Annotated in this window: 16 protein-coding genes; 12 read left to right on the top strand and 4 right to left on the bottom strand. The window is 49.4% G+C overall.

Going from position 1 to position 18,037, the window contains the following annotated elements; translation table 11 throughout:
• Window positions 1-28: 28 nt before the first annotated feature.
• Window positions 29-2,014, top strand: a complete 1,986-nt coding sequence (uvrB, locus tag BXO87_RS07955; protein WP_015387640.1) for an excinuclease ABC subunit UvrB — start codon at window positions 29-31, stop codon at window positions 2,012-2,014.
• A 7-nt stretch (window positions 2,015-2,021) separates the two neighbouring features.
• Window positions 2,022-4,895, top strand: coding sequence for an excinuclease ABC subunit UvrA (uvrA, locus tag BXO87_RS07950; protein ID WP_076851305.1), 2,874 nt, complete (start codon window positions 2,022-2,024; stop codon window positions 4,893-4,895).
• A gap of 48 nt (window positions 4,896-4,943) precedes the next feature.
• Here uvrA and BXO87_RS07945 read toward each other — a convergent pair whose 3' ends face one another.
• On the bottom strand, window positions 4,944-5,183 hold the full coding sequence (locus BXO87_RS07945; protein WP_003151443.1) for a hypothetical protein: 240 nt from the start codon (window positions 5,181-5,183) through the stop codon (window positions 4,944-4,946).
• A gap of 198 nt (window positions 5,184-5,381) precedes the next feature.
• On the opposite strand from BXO87_RS07945, the gene BXO87_RS07940 reads away from it, so the two are divergent.
• The 6 genes from BXO87_RS07940 (at window position 5,382) to BXO87_RS07915 (ending at window position 12,095) form a co-directional block, all read left to right on the top strand.
• Window positions 5,382-5,708 carry a hypothetical protein gene (locus BXO87_RS07940; RefSeq protein WP_003151444.1) on the top strand — a complete coding sequence of 109 codons (327 nt, stop codon included), beginning with the start codon at window positions 5,382-5,384 and terminating at the stop codon, window positions 5,706-5,708.
• A 24-nt stretch (window positions 5,709-5,732) separates the two neighbouring features.
• Entirely contained in the window at window positions 5,733-6,830 is a 1,098-nt protein-coding gene (locus tag BXO87_RS07935; protein WP_076851304.1) for a DUF4097 family beta strand repeat-containing protein, read from the top strand.
• A gap of 4 nt (window positions 6,831-6,834) precedes the next feature.
• Window positions 6,835-7,029 (top strand): PspC domain-containing protein, encoded by a 195-nt coding sequence (locus BXO87_RS07930; RefSeq protein WP_007407447.1) that lies wholly within the window; start codon window positions 6,835-6,837, stop codon window positions 7,027-7,029.
• Window positions 7,030-7,389, top strand: a complete 360-nt coding sequence (locus tag BXO87_RS07925) for a phage holin family protein (protein ID WP_007407446.1) — start codon at window positions 7,030-7,032, stop codon at window positions 7,387-7,389.
• Window positions 7,390-7,482: 93 nt separating this feature from the next.
• Complete coding sequence (locus BXO87_RS07920) at window positions 7,483-11,352, top strand: metallophosphoesterase (RefSeq protein ID WP_038460005.1); 3,870 nt, start codon at window positions 7,483-7,485, stop codon at window positions 11,350-11,352.
• A gap of 167 nt (window positions 11,353-11,519) precedes the next feature.
• Window positions 11,520-12,095: a TetR/AcrR family transcriptional regulator gene (locus BXO87_RS07915; protein WP_038460003.1), complete on the top strand. Its 576-nt coding sequence runs from the start codon at window positions 11,520-11,522 to the stop codon at window positions 12,093-12,095.
• Between the two features lie 145 nt (window positions 12,096-12,240).
• On the opposite strand, the gene BXO87_RS07910 is transcribed toward BXO87_RS07915, so the two are convergent.
• Genes BXO87_RS07910 through nagA form a run of 3 tightly spaced genes read right to left on the bottom strand, consistent with a single transcriptional unit; the run spans window position 12,241 to window position 14,898 of the window.
• Window positions 12,241-12,972 (bottom strand): GntR family transcriptional regulator, encoded by a 732-nt coding sequence (locus BXO87_RS07910; RefSeq protein WP_012118554.1) that lies wholly within the window; start codon window positions 12,970-12,972, stop codon window positions 12,241-12,243.
• A gap of 13 nt (window positions 12,973-12,985) precedes the next feature.
• A complete protein-coding gene (gene nagB / locus BXO87_RS07905; RefSeq protein ID WP_038460001.1) occupies window positions 12,986-13,711 on the bottom strand; it encodes a glucosamine-6-phosphate deaminase in 726 nt (241 codons plus the stop codon).
• Window positions 13,708-14,898 carry an N-acetylglucosamine-6-phosphate deacetylase gene (nagA, locus tag BXO87_RS07900; protein ID WP_038459999.1) on the bottom strand — a complete coding sequence of 397 codons (1,191 nt, stop codon included), beginning with the start codon at window positions 14,896-14,898 and terminating at the stop codon, window positions 13,708-13,710. The genes nagB and nagA overlap by 4 nt, the downstream gene beginning before the upstream one ends.
• Window positions 14,899-15,067: 169 nt before the next feature.
• On the opposite strand from nagA, the gene hprK reads away from it, so the two are divergent.
• From hprK to BXO87_RS07880, 4 genes are read left to right on the top strand one after another with little or no spacing between them, the layout of a single operon-like run.
• Window positions 15,068-16,000 (top strand): HPr(Ser) kinase/phosphatase, encoded by a 933-nt coding sequence (gene hprK / locus BXO87_RS07895; RefSeq protein ID WP_003151456.1) that lies wholly within the window; start codon window positions 15,068-15,070, stop codon window positions 15,998-16,000.
• 14 nt (window positions 16,001-16,014) lie between these two features.
• Window positions 16,015-16,830, top strand: a complete 816-nt coding sequence (gene lgt, locus BXO87_RS07890; RefSeq protein ID WP_032876213.1) for a prolipoprotein diacylglyceryl transferase — start codon at window positions 16,015-16,017, stop codon at window positions 16,828-16,830.
• Window positions 16,831-16,855: 25 nt separating this feature from the next.
• Window positions 16,856-17,506 (top strand): pyrophosphatase PpaX, encoded by a 651-nt coding sequence (gene ppaX, locus BXO87_RS07885; RefSeq protein WP_038459997.1) that lies wholly within the window; start codon window positions 16,856-16,858, stop codon window positions 17,504-17,506.
• A gap of 3 nt (window positions 17,507-17,509) precedes the next feature.
• Complete coding sequence (locus BXO87_RS07880; protein WP_007407438.1) at window positions 17,510-18,028, top strand: acyltransferase; 519 nt, start codon at window positions 17,510-17,512, stop codon at window positions 18,026-18,028.
• Window positions 18,029-18,037: the final 9 nt, after the last annotated feature.

The raw sequence follows: 18,037 nt of genomic DNA, 5'->3' as shown, positions 1-18,037 counted from the left end.
GATTTCGTAAAGAAACGGAGGCTTTTTTGTGAAAGATCGTTTTGAGTTAGTCTCGAAATATCAGCCCCAGGGAGATCAGCCGCAAGCGATTGAGAAGCTTGTCAAAGGCATACAGGAAGGCAGAAAACACCAGACTCTCCTGGGTGCGACAGGGACGGGCAAAACCTTTACCGTGTCCAATCTGATTAAAGAAGTGAATAAACCGACACTGGTCATTGCCCATAACAAAACCCTTGCCGGACAGCTGTACAGCGAGTTTAAGGAGTTTTTCCCGAACAACGCTGTCGAATATTTTGTCAGCTATTACGATTACTATCAGCCGGAGGCGTACGTGCCTCAAACGGATACTTTTATAGAGAAAGACGCAAGCATTAATGATGAAATTGATAAACTGAGACACTCCGCGACATCCTCTCTGTTTGAACGGAGAGATGTCATTATTATCGCGAGTGTGTCATGCATATACGGTCTCGGTTCGCCTGAAGAATACCGGGAAATGGTCGTGTCGCTCAGACCGGAAATGGAGATTGAGCGGAACGAGCTGCTGAGAAAGCTTGTGGATATCCAGTATGCCCGCAATGACATCGACTTTCAGCGCGGGACGTTCCGCGTGCGCGGAGACGTTGTGGAAATCTTCCCGGCTTCCCGTGACGAACATTGTATCAGAGTGGAATTTTTCGGAGACGAAATTGAGCGGATCAGAGAGGTCGACGCTTTGACCGGAGAAATTCTCGGCGACCGTGACCATGTCGCGATTTTCCCGGCTTCCCACTTCGTCACCCGGGCGGAAAAGATGGAAAAAGCGATTCTGAATATTGAACAGGAGCTTGAGGAGCGCTTGAAAGTGATGCGCGAAAACGGCAAGCTCCTTGAAGCGCAGCGGCTTGAGCAGCGGACGAGGTATGATCTTGAAATGATGCGGGAAATGGGTTTTTGCTCAGGGATCGAGAACTATTCAAGACATTTGACGCTCCGTCCGCCGGGCTCTACGCCGTATACGCTGCTTGATTATTTTCCGGACGATTTCATGATTGTCGTTGATGAATCACATGTGACGATTCCGCAGGTGCGCGGCATGTTCAACGGTGACCAGGCGAGAAAACAGGTGCTTGTCGATCACGGGTTCCGCCTGCCGTCAGCGCTTGACAACCGTCCGCTCCGATTCGAGGAATTTGAAAAGCATATGCACAATATCGTGTACGTGTCGGCGACTCCGGGACCGTATGAAATTGAGCATACGCCGGAAATGATCGAGCAGATCATCAGACCGACGGGACTCCTCGATCCCCTCATTGACGTCCGTCCGATCGAAGGACAGATTGATGATCTGATCGGCGAGATTCAGGCGAGGATTGAACGGAATGAACGCGTTCTCGTGACGACTTTAACGAAAAAAATGTCAGAGGATCTGACCGATTACCTCAAGGAAATCGGCATCAAGGTCAATTATCTGCATTCCGAGATTAAGACGCTTGAACGGATTGAAATCATCCGTGACCTCCGCCTCGGAAAACATGATGTGTTAATCGGCATCAACCTGCTGAGGGAAGGGCTTGATATTCCGGAAGTGTCACTTGTCGCCATTCTCGATGCGGATAAAGAAGGCTTCCTCCGTTCTGAACGTTCGCTGATTCAGACGATCGGACGGGCGGCACGAAACGCGGAAGGCCGCGTCATCATGTATGCCGATAAAATCACGAATTCGATGGAAATCGCGATTAATGAAACGAAGCGCCGCCGGGAACAGCAGGAGCGCTTTAACGAAATTCACGGCATTACGCCGCAAACGATCAATAAGGAAATCCGCGATGTGATCCGCGCGACGCAGGCCGCTGAGGATAAAGAAGAATATAAAACAAAAGCCGCGCCTAAACTGGCGAAGATGACGAAGAAAGAACGCCAGAAAGTCGTTGAGCAAATGGAGCACGAAATGAAAGAAGCGGCCAGAGCGCTTGATTTCGAGCGGGCGGCAGAGCTTCGTGATTTACTGTTAGAGCTTAAAGCGGAAGGATGATGAACACATGGCAATTGACCGGATCGAGGTGAAAGGCGCAAGGGCGCACAATTTAAAAAACATTGATGTAACGATTCCCCGGGATCAGCTCGTCGTCGTGACGGGGCTGTCCGGATCGGGAAAATCATCCCTTGCCTTTGACACCATTTACGCGGAAGGACAGAGGCGGTATGTTGAATCGCTTTCTGCCTATGCGCGCCAATTTTTAGGGCAGATGGATAAGCCGGACGTTGATGCGATCGAAGGGCTTTCTCCGGCGATCAGCATTGATCAGAAAACGACGAGCCGCAATCCGCGGTCAACCGTCGGAACGGTAACGGAGATTTATGATTATCTCCGGCTGCTGTACGCGAGGGTCGGGAAGCCGCATTGCCCGGAGCATGGCATTGAAATTACGTCGCAAACGATCGAACAGATGGTTGACCGGATTCTTGAATATCCGGAGCGGACGAAGCTTCAAGTGCTTGCGCCGATCATCTCAGGCAGAAAAGGCGCCCATGTCAAAGTGCTTGACCAAATCAGAAAGCAAGGTTACGTAAGGGTGCGGATTGACGGAGAAATGGCCGAGCTTTCCGACGATATTGAACTTAAAAAAAACAAAAAGCATTCCATTGAAGTAGTCATTGACCGGATTGTCGTCAAGGAAGGGGTTGCCGCCAGGCTTTCCGACTCACTGGAAAGCGCGCTCCGCTTAGGGGAAGGCCGTGTCATGATAGATGTCATCGGTCAGGAAGAGCTGATGTTCAGCGAGCATCACGCCTGTCCGCTGTGCGGTTTTTCTATCGGGGAGCTTGAACCCCGGCTGTTTTCGTTTAACAGCCCGTTCGGCGCCTGCCCGACTTGCGACGGTCTCGGCTTGAAGCTGGAAGTGGACCCTGAGCTCGTCATTCCCAATCCTGAACTGTCGTTAAAGGAACACGCCATCGCGCCGTGGACGCCGATCAGTTCACAATATTATCCGCAGCTGCTTCAGGCGGTCTGCCGCCATTACGGCATTGATATGGAGACTCCGGTCAAAGACCTGCCGAAGCATCAGCTTGATAAAGTGCTGTACGGCAGCGGCAATGAACGGATCTACTTTAAATACGAGAATGATTTCGGACAAGTGCGCGAAAATGAAATTGAATTTGAAGGTGTGCTGCGCAATATTGAGAGACGGTATAAAGAGACAAGCTCCGATTATATCCGTGAACAGATGGAGCAGTACATGTCACAGAAGCCGTGCCCGACGTGCAAAGGCTACCGGCTGAAGAAAGAAGCGCTTGCCGTTTTGGTCAACGGGCGCCACATCGGCACCATTACCGAGCTTTCCGTCGGCGATGCGCTGGAATTTTTCAAAAACATGACGCTGTCTGAGAAAGATATGCAGATTGCCGATTTAATCTTAAGAGAGATTGTGGAGCGGCTCAGCTTTTTAGATAAAGTCGGGCTTGATTACCTGACGCTGAGCAGGGCGGCGGGAACGCTGTCAGGCGGAGAAGCCCAGCGTATCAGGCTTGCGACGCAGATCGGCTCCCGTTTGTCAGGCGTCCTGTACATTCTTGATGAGCCGTCCATCGGCCTTCACCAGCGTGACAATGACCGTCTGATCAGCGCGCTGAAAAACATGAGGGATCTCGGCAACACACTGATTGTCGTGGAGCATGATGAAGATACGATGATGGCTGCCGATTATTTGATAGATATCGGTCCGGGCGCCGGCATTCACGGCGGCCGCGTCATATCGGCGGGGACGCCTGAAGAAGTGATGAATGATGCAGATTCTCTGACCGGACGTTATTTGTCAGGGGCTCAATTCATCCCGATGCCTCCGGAGAGAAGAAAGCCTGACGGCCGGTTCATTGAAATCAAAGGCGCATCAGAAAACAACCTGAAAAAAGCGAACGCCAAATTCCCGCTCGGCACTTTTACGGCGGTGACAGGTGTATCCGGTTCCGGAAAAAGCACGCTTGTGAATGAAATTCTGCATAAGGCGCTTGCGCAAAAGCTTCATAAAGCCAAAGCGAAACCGGGAAGCCATAAAGAAATCAAAGGCCTTGACCATCTTGATAAGGTGATCGACATCGACCAGGCGCCGATCGGCCGGACACCGAGATCAAATCCGGCAACTTACACGGGCGTGTTTGATGATATCCGCGATGTATTCGCGCAGACAAATGAAGCAAAGGTGCGCGGCTATAAAAAAGGCCGGTTCAGTTTTAATGTAAAAGGCGGGCGCTGTGAGGCCTGCCGCGGCGACGGCATCATCAAAATTGAGATGCACTTCCTTCCTGACGTGTACGTTCCGTGTGAAGTGTGCCACGGCAAACGTTACAACCGGGAGACGCTTGAGGTCACATACAAAGGAAAAAGCATTTCCGACGTTCTGGATATGACGGTGGAAGATGCTCTGTCTTTCTTTGAAAATATCCCGAAAATCAAACGCAAGCTTCAAACGCTTGCCGATGTCGGACTCGGGTATGTGACGCTCGGCCAGCCGGCGACGACGCTGTCAGGCGGAGAAGCGCAGCGCGTCAAGCTCGCTTCCGAGCTGCATAAGCGTTCCACCGGCCGGACGCTGTATATTCTGGACGAACCGACGACAGGCCTCCACGTTGATGATATCGCAAGGCTTTTAGTTGTGCTTCAAAGACTCGTCGATAACGGTGATACCGTTTTGGTCATTGAACACAATCTCGATATCATTAAAACGGCGGACTACATCGTCGATCTGGGACCTGAAGGCGGAGCGGGCGGCGGCATGATCGTAGCCTCCGGGACGCCCGAAGAAGTTGTCGAAGTGAAAGAATCATATACGGGCCGCTATCTGAAACCGGTAATGGAACGCGATAAAAAACGGATGAAAACATTGCTGGCCGAAAAAGAAACGGCAGCCACGTAATAGATCAATAAAAACAGCCCAAAACTCATCGGTTTTGGGCTGTTGTTGTTACAGGCTTTTTTTCTGTTGGGGAAGCTGTCTGCTTAAATGCATTAAGTCCTGCAGAATATGGGTGCTGCTGCTGTCCAGCAGCACTTTTATATATTGGATATCATGGGAAATGGGAAGAGGGGCTGCTTTGATCTGTTCCAATTCAGCCAGCATTTCGCTGTTCATTCTTTTCTGTTCGCGAATTAAATTTCGAAGACTCTCTTCCGTTACTTGGGCGTTTTCGGGATCTTTCTCCATTTGTATGTCCTCCTTGCATACGGTCAGGCTTTGTTACATATTGTAATCGGTTCGGGGAAAAGATTCTATAGTGAAATCTCTGAAACCAAAAATTACGTATAACGAAGCATGTCCTTAGCATGAAAATGAAACCCGCTCATTCGTCATACGTATGTATAAGGAAGGGTTTTTTACATCACGGCACAGGGAGTGTTTTTATTGAACCGAAATCAAGCGATTATCGCATCAATCTGTTATTTCAGCGTGTTTCTCGCGCCGCTCATTCTTCCGATTGTGGCTTATTTTGTCGTCGATGAAAAAGAGACGAAGCGGCATGCCATGCGCGCTCTGATTTCCCATATCATTCCGTTTGCGGGCTTGCTGATTGTGACCGCGGGTGTTGTCGGCGGATTGATTACGGCCCAGGGGGAGAGTATGGTGCCCGTTTTTGTTATGATAACAGGAGCAGCTGTTTATTTTCTGATCCTCATCGGAATGGTCATTTGGAATATCGTGCAGGGAATTAAGGTGTTACGCCAGGTGTAAGAAAAGTCGGGGGAGGAGTTTTGTATGAAACAGGAGAAAGAACGGATTTTAAAGCTTGTGGAAGACGGGATGCTGACGGCGCAGGAAGCACTGACGCTCATTGAAAAACTGGATCATGAATATAAAGAAAAAGAAGAGCAGATCACCGCATTATCTGCGGAGGTTCAGGAACCTGCGGAAGATTTCGAAAGCGGGGCAAAAGAAAGCCAAAAGCCGTCGCTCGGGGCGAAGCTGTTCGACTGGATTGATTCTGCCGTCAAAAAAGTGAAGGAAGCGGATCTTGATCTGAATTTCGGCCACGCACACGAAGTGCAGCATATTTTTCAATTTAAAGACAGTGAATTCTCGGCCATTGATATGCAGATCGCAAACGGCAGCGTCAATATCGTGCCGTGGGCGGATGAAGATATCAGAGCGGAGTGCCAGGCCAAAGTGTACCGGGCGGACAGTCAGGAGGCGGCGCGCACCGCATTTCTTCAGCATATTGAGTGTGAAGTGAAGGGCAATAAGTTTTTTGTCCGCACGGAAAAGAAAACGATGAAAACCAATGTTACGCTTTATGTTCCCCAGAAAGAGTACGATAAGATAAGAGTGAAGCTGTTTAACGGACCGATCAGAGGGGAACATTTACATGTAAAAGAATTCTCGGCGAAAACGACAAACGGCGTTTTGTCATTCTCTCATTTGACGGCTGATAAAGCGTCGGCGGAAACGGCTAACGGACAAATCAAGCTGGCCGGACATCAATGCGGCGCGATTGAAGCGGAAACGATCAACGGCTTGATTGATTTGCGCGGATCGAGTGAATCCATTGACGTTCAAAGCTTTAACGGCAATATCATGCTTACCGTGACAGCGCCGAACTGCCGCTCCATCTACACGAAAACGACGACCGGAAACGTGGATATCGCTCTGCCTGATGATTCGGCGGTGAAAGCGGAGCTGAAAAGCAATCTCGGCTCTCTCAGCCATGAGCTGATTGATGCGGAAATTTTAAAGGAAAAGAATGATACCATTCAAAAAGAACTGATGCTGGCATCAAATCAAGGCCATGATCAGCATCTCTCGATTTTCTCAGAATCGTTAACAGGAGCCATTAAGCTCAAGCATACTCAGAGGTGATTGGATGAAAAGACTTTACCGTTCAGAAAAAAACCGTAAAATCGCTGGCGTCGTCGGCGGTTTGGCGGAGTACGTCAATATGGATGCGTCGCTTTTACGCATTATCACCGTTGTATTAGCGCTTGTCACGAGCGGAATCGTGCCGATTGTATATATTATCTGGTGTTTTGTTGTACCTTTAGAAGGAGATTTGAAATAAATGATCAAATGGGCAGTCAGCATTTTAGTAAATGCTTTATTATTAATCGTTATCGCGGGATATTTTGATTCCGTCCATATCAGCAGTATCGGAGCGGCTGTCATCGCCAGTGTGATTCTTTCTGTGTTAAATGTACTGATCAAGCCGATCATCGTCATATTGACATTGCCCGTCACGGTTGTGACCCTCGGCCTCTTTCTGTTTGTCATCAACGCCATTACGTTAATGATGACCGCAGCCTTGATGGGAGACAGCTTTCAGATTGATGGGTTCGGCACTGCCATTTGGGCATCCGTCGTGCTGTCCGTTTTCCACTTGCTGATCCAAAAAGGCATATTGGAGCCGCTTAGAAAAAGGTAAAAAACGAGCTGTCCCGAGAGGGCAGCTTTTTTATGTGTGATTTACATAAGCGGCAGCCTCCTGACGCAACATAATGCATAGGGAGGTAATGAGATGAAACTTGTGATGACGCTCTTTTTTCTGATTGGTTTGCTTTGTGTGAGTCCTTCTGCGGATGCGGCGCGCAAAGAATCGGCAATCCCCGTGAATCAGCAGGAATTCGGACAGCCGCCTCATTACATACCGCTTCTGGAGAATCCTCCCCAAATCGAAGTAAAGGCGGAAATGAAAAGAAACCTGTTCATACAGGCTCATGTACGGAATGCTGACTATCAAGCGTTTTCGGCGTTTCTTTTTTATAAACAAAGCAATGAGCTGGGATTTAAAATGGTGCCGATGGAGCCCGCGCCAGGCGCAATCCGGCTGTTTACGGCCCAGGTTTCAAAGCGGGATATTTGGAATGGAGAATTGGAATATTACCTCGTTTTCACCAACGGCAGACAGCGGGCGGAATCGGAGAAAAAGCGGCTGAAGCTGGACGGCTATCAAGCCGATTTGAATCATATTCCCGAGCTGATGATTACGGAGCTTGCGGTTGAAACGAAAAATGAAGACGGCGCTGATGCCTATGAATTTATCGAGGTGTATAACACGACGGACAGACCCATTCATTTTAAAGACTATCACATCCGCTACCGCTATCCGAAGGAAGGGCCGGAATCAGATATGATATGGAGGCCGAAAGAAGATACCGTCATTCCGTCAGGCGGGACTTACGTGTTTTGGCTGAGACGCGCCGCATCAGAACTGACGATAGATGATTTCAATCGCTATTACGGCACACGCCTGAAGGAGGGAGAACATCTCGCCGTCATCGAAGGGACGGACGGAATGTCCAACGGCCGCCCGCGTACGGTGGTGCTGTCGGCAAATACCGGAAAGGGTATCGCCTCAGCGCATTACCGGAAACACGCTTTCCGCCGGCTGACTTCTTTGCTGTACAAATATCCGCTGAACGGAACGGGAGAATTGCTGAGGATCTCCACGAGCGAGCATAAGCCGTCACCGGGCTCTGTTTTTCAGGCGCAGATCCCGCAGCAGAAAAGGGTGATAAAACCCGACAAGGAAAAACCGGTCATCGAAGACCTTACAGACAGAAAGCCCGTCCGGCCCGCTGAAAGCATTGAATTAAAGGCTGACATAAAAGACAAAAACCTTGTCAAAACAGCCGCGTTTTATTACCGGACCAATGAGAAAAAACCATTCAAACGAATTCTGGCCGAAAAAGACCGCAACGACAGCTTATACCATCACATTCTTTATTCCCCGGAGCTGCTCGGCCAGGATCAGCTTGAGTATTATATCGCAGCCAGTGATGGAGAAAATGAAGCAAAAACGCCCGTCAAGATGATTGACATTGAACAGACGAGCAAATCACACGGACTCAGAATGAATGTTGAACCCGAAGATACGATATCCGGCACCTATCTGCTCAAAGCGACTTCCGACGTCAGCGCCGATAAGATCAAGCTGTGGATTGACGGCAAGCGGCAGGAGACCCGGCCGGCGCTGGAAAAAGAGGTCTATTTCGCCTTCGATGCCCGGAAAACGAATCTTTATTTTCAAAACACCGTCATAATGGAAAATGAGGTGCTGCACATTTTTGACGATCCGTCTCACCGCTACAGAACGCACTCGGTTCTCCTTCCGGAACGTCTGCTGCAAAAAGGGGGCAAAACACAGAAAGTATCCATCCGTTCGGGCTCAAAGGTTTCTCCGTATGACACGGGAGAGAATCGGGATGATTTTGTGGTGAAACATGCCCGTCTGGTGCTTTCGGATGGAACGGTGATCAAAGACGGGAAGACGGATCCGGCTGAGCAGCTGTTTATCGGTGACGGCAGGCGGGCGAATCAGCAGAAGACCTTCTCATTCAGCCTGCCGGATCATTTGTTTACGTCACGGCTGCTGCCGTGGAACACGGCGAAGCTTTCTGAAGGCTATCACCATATTTTTGTTAGCGACGGTGAGGAGCAGCTGAGCCAATCTGTGCGGGTGGACAATACGGGGCCGAAGATTGTCCCGGGTATCAAAGAAGGAGCGGCGCTGAAAGGTAATGTTGAGCTGAATGCGGACATCCGTGACAAATGGAGCAAAGTGGAAGAGGTCAAAGCGTTTTTGGACGGAGAAAGCATTACGCTCCCGCATCACACGTCATCAGCCGATCTCAAGCCCGGAAAACATACCCTTACCATCATTGCGGCAGACCTTGCCGGAAATGAAACAACGTCCGTCCGCACCTTCCATATCAAACGGGAGGAGCCGAACCAGCCGGAGCTTGCCGATCAAAAAATCGGCGCCCACAAAGCAAAGCTGTCCGTCCGGGTAAAAGACCCGACGAAGGATGACATGAATGTATCATTTTATCGCGGCTTCCGTTATACCGCGCGGAATCCGGGCAGCGTGAAAGTGTATAAACACGCCTCATTAACGGAACCGCCGAGGGGCATAAAAGAAAATGAAATGCCGTTTACCCTGCCGGAAATGAACCGCATCTCGGCAAATGACGGAAAAACCGTATCGACGGAAAGTATGGAGCGTTTTCCTTATCACCGATTCGAAGTCTCTGTTGACCCGTCTATCGACGAAACGGATTTGGCCGAGGCGGTCTGGAAAGGAAGCTCTCTGCCCGGCCGAAAGGTAACCATGTATATTTGGAATTACCGGACAAGCCGCTGGCAGGAGGCGGACAGCGTTCTTGCCAAAGATAAAAAGCCGTTTACATTAAAAGCCGCCGTTTCCGCAGCGGATGCGGTGAAGAACTCAAAAATGAATGTCATCGTGCAGGATCAAATACCGGCGAAAGGCAATTACACGTTTGTCTGGATGTCGGATACACAGTATTACGCACAAGGACACCCGCACATTTTTGACAAAATGACGGAGTGGATCAAAGAAAATAAGGAAAAGCACAATATTAAATATGTCTTTCATACCGGTGATATCGTCGATGATTCAATGGTGATGAAACAGTGGAAAAACGCCGATCACTCCATGCGGACGCTTGACAAGGCGGGGATTCCGTACGGAGTGCTTGCCGGCAATCATGACGTCGGCCATAAAGACGGCACATACCGAACCTTCGGGGATTTCTTCGGGAGCCGCCGGTTTGAACAGAACATGCATTACGGCGGATCATACAAAAATAACCGCGGACATTATGACCTGCTGTCGGCAAGCGGGAACGATTTTATTATGATCTATATGGGCTGGGGCATTGCGGAACAAGAGATTGACTGGATCAATCAAGTGCTGAAGAGGTATCCGGACCGAACCGCCATCTTATGCTTTCATGAGTACTTGCTTGTGAGCGGAAATCGAAGCCCGATCGGGGAAACGATCTATCGAAAAGTCGTCAAGCCGAATCGCAATGTGGCGATGGTATTAAGCGGCCATTACCATAACGCCATGAAAAAAACCGATGCGCTTGACGATGACGGGGACGGAAAACCGGACCGCCTCGTTCACCAAATTCTGACCGACTACCAGGACGGTCCGGAAGGGGGGCAGGGCTTTATGCGCATGATGCAATTCGATCAGGCCGCCAATCAGGTTCACATGTTCTCCTACTCGCCGTACACGGATGACATCAATTACTATGACACCGATCTGTTCGCTGATAAAGACGAATTCTCAGCAGAAATGGATTTACAGCCTAAGAGGAAAAGGGTGGCGACCGATTATTTTGAATGCAACGTCTATACGAACGAACTGCTCGGTCATAAAAAACATGTAAAAAGCGGAAAAACCGCAAATTGGGTCTGGGACGGCCTGCAGCCTGATTCCGTTTATTACTGGTACACCGTCGTTAAGGACCCGTACAACGGCAAAACAATATCACCGCTGTGGATGTTCAAAACGGGAAATACGCCGTATCGCCCGGCTCCGGATCAGTTTGATTTCAGGCATGCCTCAAACCCATAACGAAAAAAATACAGCCTGCTGATCGCTTCGAAGAAAATCTGACGGTCAGCAGGATTTTTTCTGTGCGTAAATGGCGGCGCCCTGCTGTGATAAGTGCTTTTGACTTTTTTATGTCCCTTTTCTATACTAAAATCGATTGGTTTTCGTAATATGCAGGAGGAAACATAATGAACAGTAAAACCGGGACAAAAGAAAGAATTATTCAAACCTCTGCATATCTTTTTCAGATTCAGGGATACCATGCGACTGGTTTGAATCAAATTATAAAAGAGAGCGGAGCACCCAGAGGGTCTGTGTATCATCACTTTCCAAACGGAAAAGCAGAACTCGCCATTGCGGCGATCAAATATACGGGAAGATGCGTTGAAAAGCAAATACAGAATAGTATGTCTCAATTCGCGGACCCTATAGAAGCGATTCAGCACTTTATTCATGTAACGGCTGAACAGTTTAATGATCCGCAGAATATTGAGGGCGTGCCGGTTGGATTGCTGGCGGGTGAGACCGCTCTGATCAATGAAACGTTAAGGTGCACATGTGTTGAGGTGTTCAAGAAGTGGACGGATGTGTTTGCGGCAAAATTTCTTGAGCATGGGTTTGAACGAGAGGAAGCGGAGAAGCTCGGGGTGACAATCAACTCGATGATTGAAGGCGCAATCATGTTTTCGCTGGCTCATAAAAACAAAGAACCGCTGCTGCTGATTTCAAAGCAGGTTCCGTATATTGTCCGAAACAGAGGGTAGCATTTTATTACTCTTTTCTTTATAAAAAATAGATACCAGAACCACAGCCTCTTCGTTTTGCCAGAGTCATAGAGAACATTCACCGGCTTGATTTGAAAATGGCAGATCAAAAAAACATCTCCAACCCGTAACGGTTGGAGATGTTTCATTTCACCCTGTCCATATAATGCACGAATGTGTAGCGGTCGCCTCTGTAGGCGGATTTGACGTGCTCAAAGGCAGTGCCGTCCTGCAGATAAGTGGTCCGCTTGATATAGAGGACGGGGGCGCCGGGCTGGATACCGAGCAGCTCAGCTTCTTCCTCGGAAGCGGCTCCCGGTTCAAGCTCTTGTTTTGCCCGTGAGATCGGCATCTGATTGTACGCTTCAATATGCTCATACATGGATGATTGAAAATGAGAGGCGTCCAGTTTTCCCGCTTTGTCAAACGGAATGTACGAGGCTTCAATCGCCATCGGGATATCATTTGCCAGCCGGACGCGGATGATTTTATGAAGCGTTGCCGGATAGCCGCATCCCAGGATAGAAGATAATTCTTCCGTCGCCTGAATCAGCTGGTATTCGGCAAGTCTGCTCCCCGGCTTCATGCCCCGGCTTCTCATATCTTCCGTAAAGCTTGTCAGCCCTTGAAGCGGCTGTTCCATCTTCAGTTTGCTGACGAACGTTCCCCGGCCTTTCTGCCTGTATAAAAACCCTTCATTCACCAGATTGGAAAGCGCCTGGCGAACCGTCATTCGGCTGATGCCGAATTGTTCGGCGTATTCCCGCTCCGACGGAAGCAGCGCATCCGCTTTCAGCTCGCCGTTTTTGATTTGTGTTTTTAATTGTTCCATAATCTGAAAGTAAATCGGAATCGGAGATTGTTTATCAATCTGCATAGGTCAAATCCTTTCAATCGCCGCCCGCAGCCTTTTCATCAATCAAGACCGTCACATCCGGATGCGCGTGCAGGGCGGAGGCGGGGAATGCTTCGCTGATGCGCCCGTCCAGAAGCTGCTTCACCGCTTGGGCCTTGCTTTTTCCGGATGCCATGATCAAAATCCGTTTGCCGGACAAAATCGTCCCGATCCCCATTGTCAGGGCTTTTACAGGGACTTGATCAATTGACGGAAAGTACCGCGCATTCGCCTGTCTTGTTTCTTCATTCAGCTCAACGACATGGGTTCGGGATTCAAATGGCGTCCCGGGTTCATTAAAGCCGATATGGCCGTTGTGTCCGATGCCTAAAAGCTGTATATCCGCTCCGCCGAGTGTTTGAATCAATCGGTCATATCGTCCGCATTCGGCATCAAGATCGTCTGCCCGTCCGTCAGGGAGAAAGTGGCGGTCCTTTCGGCTGTCGATATATGCAAAAAAATGTGTATTCATATAATAATGATAGCTGTTTTTGTCCTCGGGAGAAAGCCCTGCGTATTCATCAAGGTTGATCGTCGTGACATTCCGGAATGACAAGCCTTCTGAGCGGTGCATCCGCACAAGTTCTTTGTATACGCCTTCAGGAGTGCCTCCCGTCGCAAGGCCGAGAACGGCATCCGGCTTTTGTTTCACTGTTTCAGCAATAATCGATGCGGCTTTTTCACTTAATTCTTCATAATGTCTGCATGTGATAACGTTCATGTCCAATCACCCTCCCTTGAGATATATGCGGTGTTTCCTCGGCAAATCGTGGCCAGCACGCCGCACTGTCCGTCCGTCAGAACAACGTCGGCGTCTTTTCCTTCCGCGATGCTTCCTTTACGGTCGAATATGCCGAGGCGGCGGGCCGCATTTGCCGATGTCATATTTGCTATATCCAGCCATGAGCAGTTTGTAAACCTGCGCATGAGCGCCGCGCCTTCATTCATTTTTAAAATGGAACCGGCCAGCGTCCCGTCAGAGAGAAGCGCCGTGTCCCCGCGAACGGTGACTTTTTGTCCGCCGAATTCATATTCTCCGTCCTTAAGCCCTTTTGCCCGCATGGAGTCTGTAATCATGATCAGGTTTTGGCTTCCTTTCGCCAAATAGGCAAGCTTAACGGCCAAAGGATGGGAATGAATGCCGTCGGTGATCAGCTCCGCCGTGATGCGGCCGCAGGCGAGAGCCGTACCGATGCCCCCCGGCTCACGGTGATGAAAGGAGCTCATGGCATTGAAGAGGTGCGTCATATGCACTGCTCCGGCATCCGCCGCTTTTTGTAAAAGCTCGGCTCCCGCGTCTGTGTGTCCCATTGACGGGATGATGTTTTGGTCTTTTAAATAACGGATCAGGCTGAAATCAGGATCTTCTTCCGGCGCAAGCGTCACAATTTTGATCAGCCCTCCCGAGAGCCGCTCCCATTTCTGAAAGAGCCCGGCATCAGCAGGAGTAATCCATTGTTTCGGCTGTGCTCCCGCCTTTTTCGGAGAGACAAATGGTCCTTCTAAATGAATGCCGATCAACTCAGCGCCTTTTTGGGCCTGCGGTGAGGAAGACGTCCATTCTTTGGCGTTGACGAGCGCTTTTTCAATGTTTTCGTGCTGCTGTGTGATCGTTGTCGCTAGAAAAGAGGTTGTTCCTTCTTCGGGCAGCCGGGCGGACATTGTATCAAGAGCTGCAACATCAGCATCCATCGTATCCGCGCCGTATCCGCCGTGAATATGAATATCAATCATTCCGGGAAGCGCATATGAACCCTCGGGCGCCTTCCATTCCTTCTCATACGTTTCTTGCGGTCTTGTTTTCCCTGCGTAAGTAATGATGCCGTTCTTTATACCGAGAAATCCGTTTCGGATGATTTCTTCTTCTGTTACGATGTCCGCACCGCTGATTAACAAGCTTTCAGCCACTTTAAAACACGCCTTTCTGGTTAGTTGTTAGTTTTATTTTACTCTTTTTCAGACTAGTTATCTAGACCAGTTATGCCGGAATTGTATAAATCTGTTTTGGTTCAGACGGTAAAGTGATAAAATATAACTGTTCAAAGCTCGGAACATCCCAGAACAGGAGGAACATATCTTGGCAAAGGTTCGGACCAAAGACGTAATGGAGCAGTTCCATTTAGAATTGATCAGCGGAGAAGAAGGGATTAACCGCCCGATTACGATGAGTGATTTATCACGGCCCGGTATTGAAATCGCCGGTTATTTTACATATTACCCGAGAGAACGGGTGCAGCTTTTAGGAAAAACGGAGCTGTCATTTTTCGATCAGCTTCCCGAGGAAGATAAGAAACAGCGGATGAAATCGCTGTGCACCGATGTGACGCCTGCTATCATACTTTCCAGAGATATGCCGATCCCGCCGGAGCTTGTAGAAGCTTCCGAGCAAAACGGTGTGCCTGTGCTCAGATCCCCTCTGAAAACAACCAGGCTGTCAAGCCGGCTGACGAATTTTCTTGAGAGCCGTCTCGCGCCGACAACGGCCATTCACGGCGTGCTTGTGGATATATACGGCGTCGGCGTGCTCATTACGGGAAAAAGCGGCGTCGGTAAAAGTGAAACGGCGCTGGAGCTTGTCAAACGAGGCCATCGTCTTGTCGCGGATGACTGCGTTGAAATCCGGCAGGAGGATCAGGATACCCTTGTCGGGAACGCGCCTGATCTGATTGAGCATCTGCTCGAAATCAGGGGGCTCGGCATTATAAATGTCATGACGCTGTTCGGAGCGGGCGCCGTCAGAAGCAATAAAAGAATTACAATCGTCATGGACCTTGAGCTTTGGGAGCAAGGGAAACAATACGACCGTCTCGGACTTGAAGAAGAAAAAATGAAAATCATTGATACGGAAATTACAAAACTGACCATTCCCGTTCGCCCGGGGCGGAATCTCGCCGTTATTATCGAAGTTGCGGCGATGAACTTCAGATTGAAGCGGATGGGCTTAAATGCTGCCGAGCAATTCACGAATAAGCTGGCGGATGTCATTGAGGACGGCGAACAAGACGAATAGGAGTTGGCAATGATATGAATGAAGCAGGAACACCAATCAATCCGATTGCCTTTCAGCTCGGGCCATTATCCGTGCACTGGTACGGAATCATTATCGGCGCGGGCGCGTTATTAGGGCTTTGGATGGCCATGAGGGAGAGTGAAAAGCGGGGGCTGAAAAAGGACATTTTTATTGATCTTGTTCTTTTCGCCATCCCGATCGCAATCATTTGCGCAAGGGCATATTATGTGCTTTTCGAGTGGAGCTATTACTCGGAACACCCCGGGGAAATCATTAAAATTTGGAAAGGCGGCATTGCGATTCACGGCGGATTAATCGGCGCGATCGCAACGGGAATCGTCTTTTCAAAAGTAAGAGGCATCTCATTCTGGAAGCTGGCGGATATTGCCGCGCCGAGTATTCTGCTTGGCCAGGCCATCGGGCGCTGGGGGAACTTTATCAACCAGGAGGCTCACGGTGAAGCGGTCAGCCGGTCATTTTTGGAAAGTCTGCATCTTCCGGATTTCATCATTAATCAGATGTACATAGACGGACAATATTATCACCCGACGTTTTTGTATGAATCGCTGTGGAGTTTTGCGGGCGTCGTGATTCTGCTTCTGCTCCGCCGCGTGAACCTGCGCAGGGGCGATCTGTTTTTGACGTATGTGATCTGGTATTCGATCGGCAGATACTTTATTGAGGGAATGCGGACGGACAGCCTGATGCTTACGAGCCAGCTTCGGATCGCGCAGGTCATTTCCATTGTGCTGATTGTACTTGCGATTATTTTAATGATTTTCAGACGCATGAAGGGGTATGCTGATAAGCGGTATGCCGACACGGACTGACGCCTGAAATCGGAAAGGACATAAGATGACTGATAAACGTGTAACCGCCATTTTATTTGATCTAGACGGCACGCTGATTGACACGAATGAACTGATTATCGCTTCTTACCTTCATACGCTTGATCATTATTGCCCGGGGCAGTTCAAAAGGGAAGATGTGCTTCCGTTTATCGGCCCGCCTCTGTATGAAACGTTTTCAGGCATTAATGCTGAAAAGTGCGATGAGATGATCAGCATGTACAGAGCATTCAACCATGAAAAGCACGATGAGCTCGTCACGGAGTACGAAACGGTTTATGAAACGCTGGATGAATTGAAAAAAGGGGGATATCAGCTCGGTATTGTCACCACAAAGCTGAGGGATACAGTCAATATGGGATTGAAGCTGACAGGTATCGGGGCGTTTTTCGATACTGTCGTCACGCTTGATGATGTAAAGCATCCGAAGCCTGACCCCGAGCCTGTGCGGCTTGCTCTCGGCCGGCTTGGGTGCGATCCGTCGGAAGCCATAATGGTCGGTGACAATTATCACGATGTCATGGCGGGCAAAAACGCCGGCACGAAAACAGCCGGCGTCGCGTGGACGATTAAAGGCGCACAGACGCTTTCCGCCTATGAACCCGATTATATGCTCGAGAAAATGAGTGATTTATTGCACATCACCGGAGTGAAGTAATCCGTGAGAAAAACAGACCGCCATCCGGTTTCAGGTGCAAATTCATTGTGGCATGTTTATCAGACGGTTCCCTTTCTGAAGGTGATGAAAAATTTCATCATCATTCAGATCGCAAGGTATACGCCGTTTTTAAGCGTGAAAAACTGGCTGTACCGAACCTTTTTGAAAATGAATGTCGGAAAACAGACGTCATTCGCGCTGATGGTGATGCCGGATATCATGTTTCCCGAAAAAATCACTGTCGGAAAAAACAGCATCATCGGCTACAATACGACGATTTTGGCTCATGAATATTTAATACATGAGTACCGGACCGGTTTTGTCACAATCGGTGACGAGGTGATGATCGGGGCAAACACAACGATTCTGCCCGGCGTCACCATCGGGAGCGGAGCCGTTGTATCAGCCGGCACGCTGGTGCACAAAGATGTCCCGGCCGGGGCGTTTGTCGGAGGAAATCCGATGCAGGTGATCTATACGGACGAAGAAATGAAAAAACGAATGGAAAACCCCGCTGATTAACGTCAGCGG

Source organism: Bacillus sp. GZB (assembly GCF_001975995.1).
Lineage (GTDB): Bacteria > Bacillota > Bacilli > Bacillales > Bacillaceae > Bacillus > Bacillus velezensis.
This window is presented reverse-complemented; position numbering and strand designations above follow the sequence as displayed.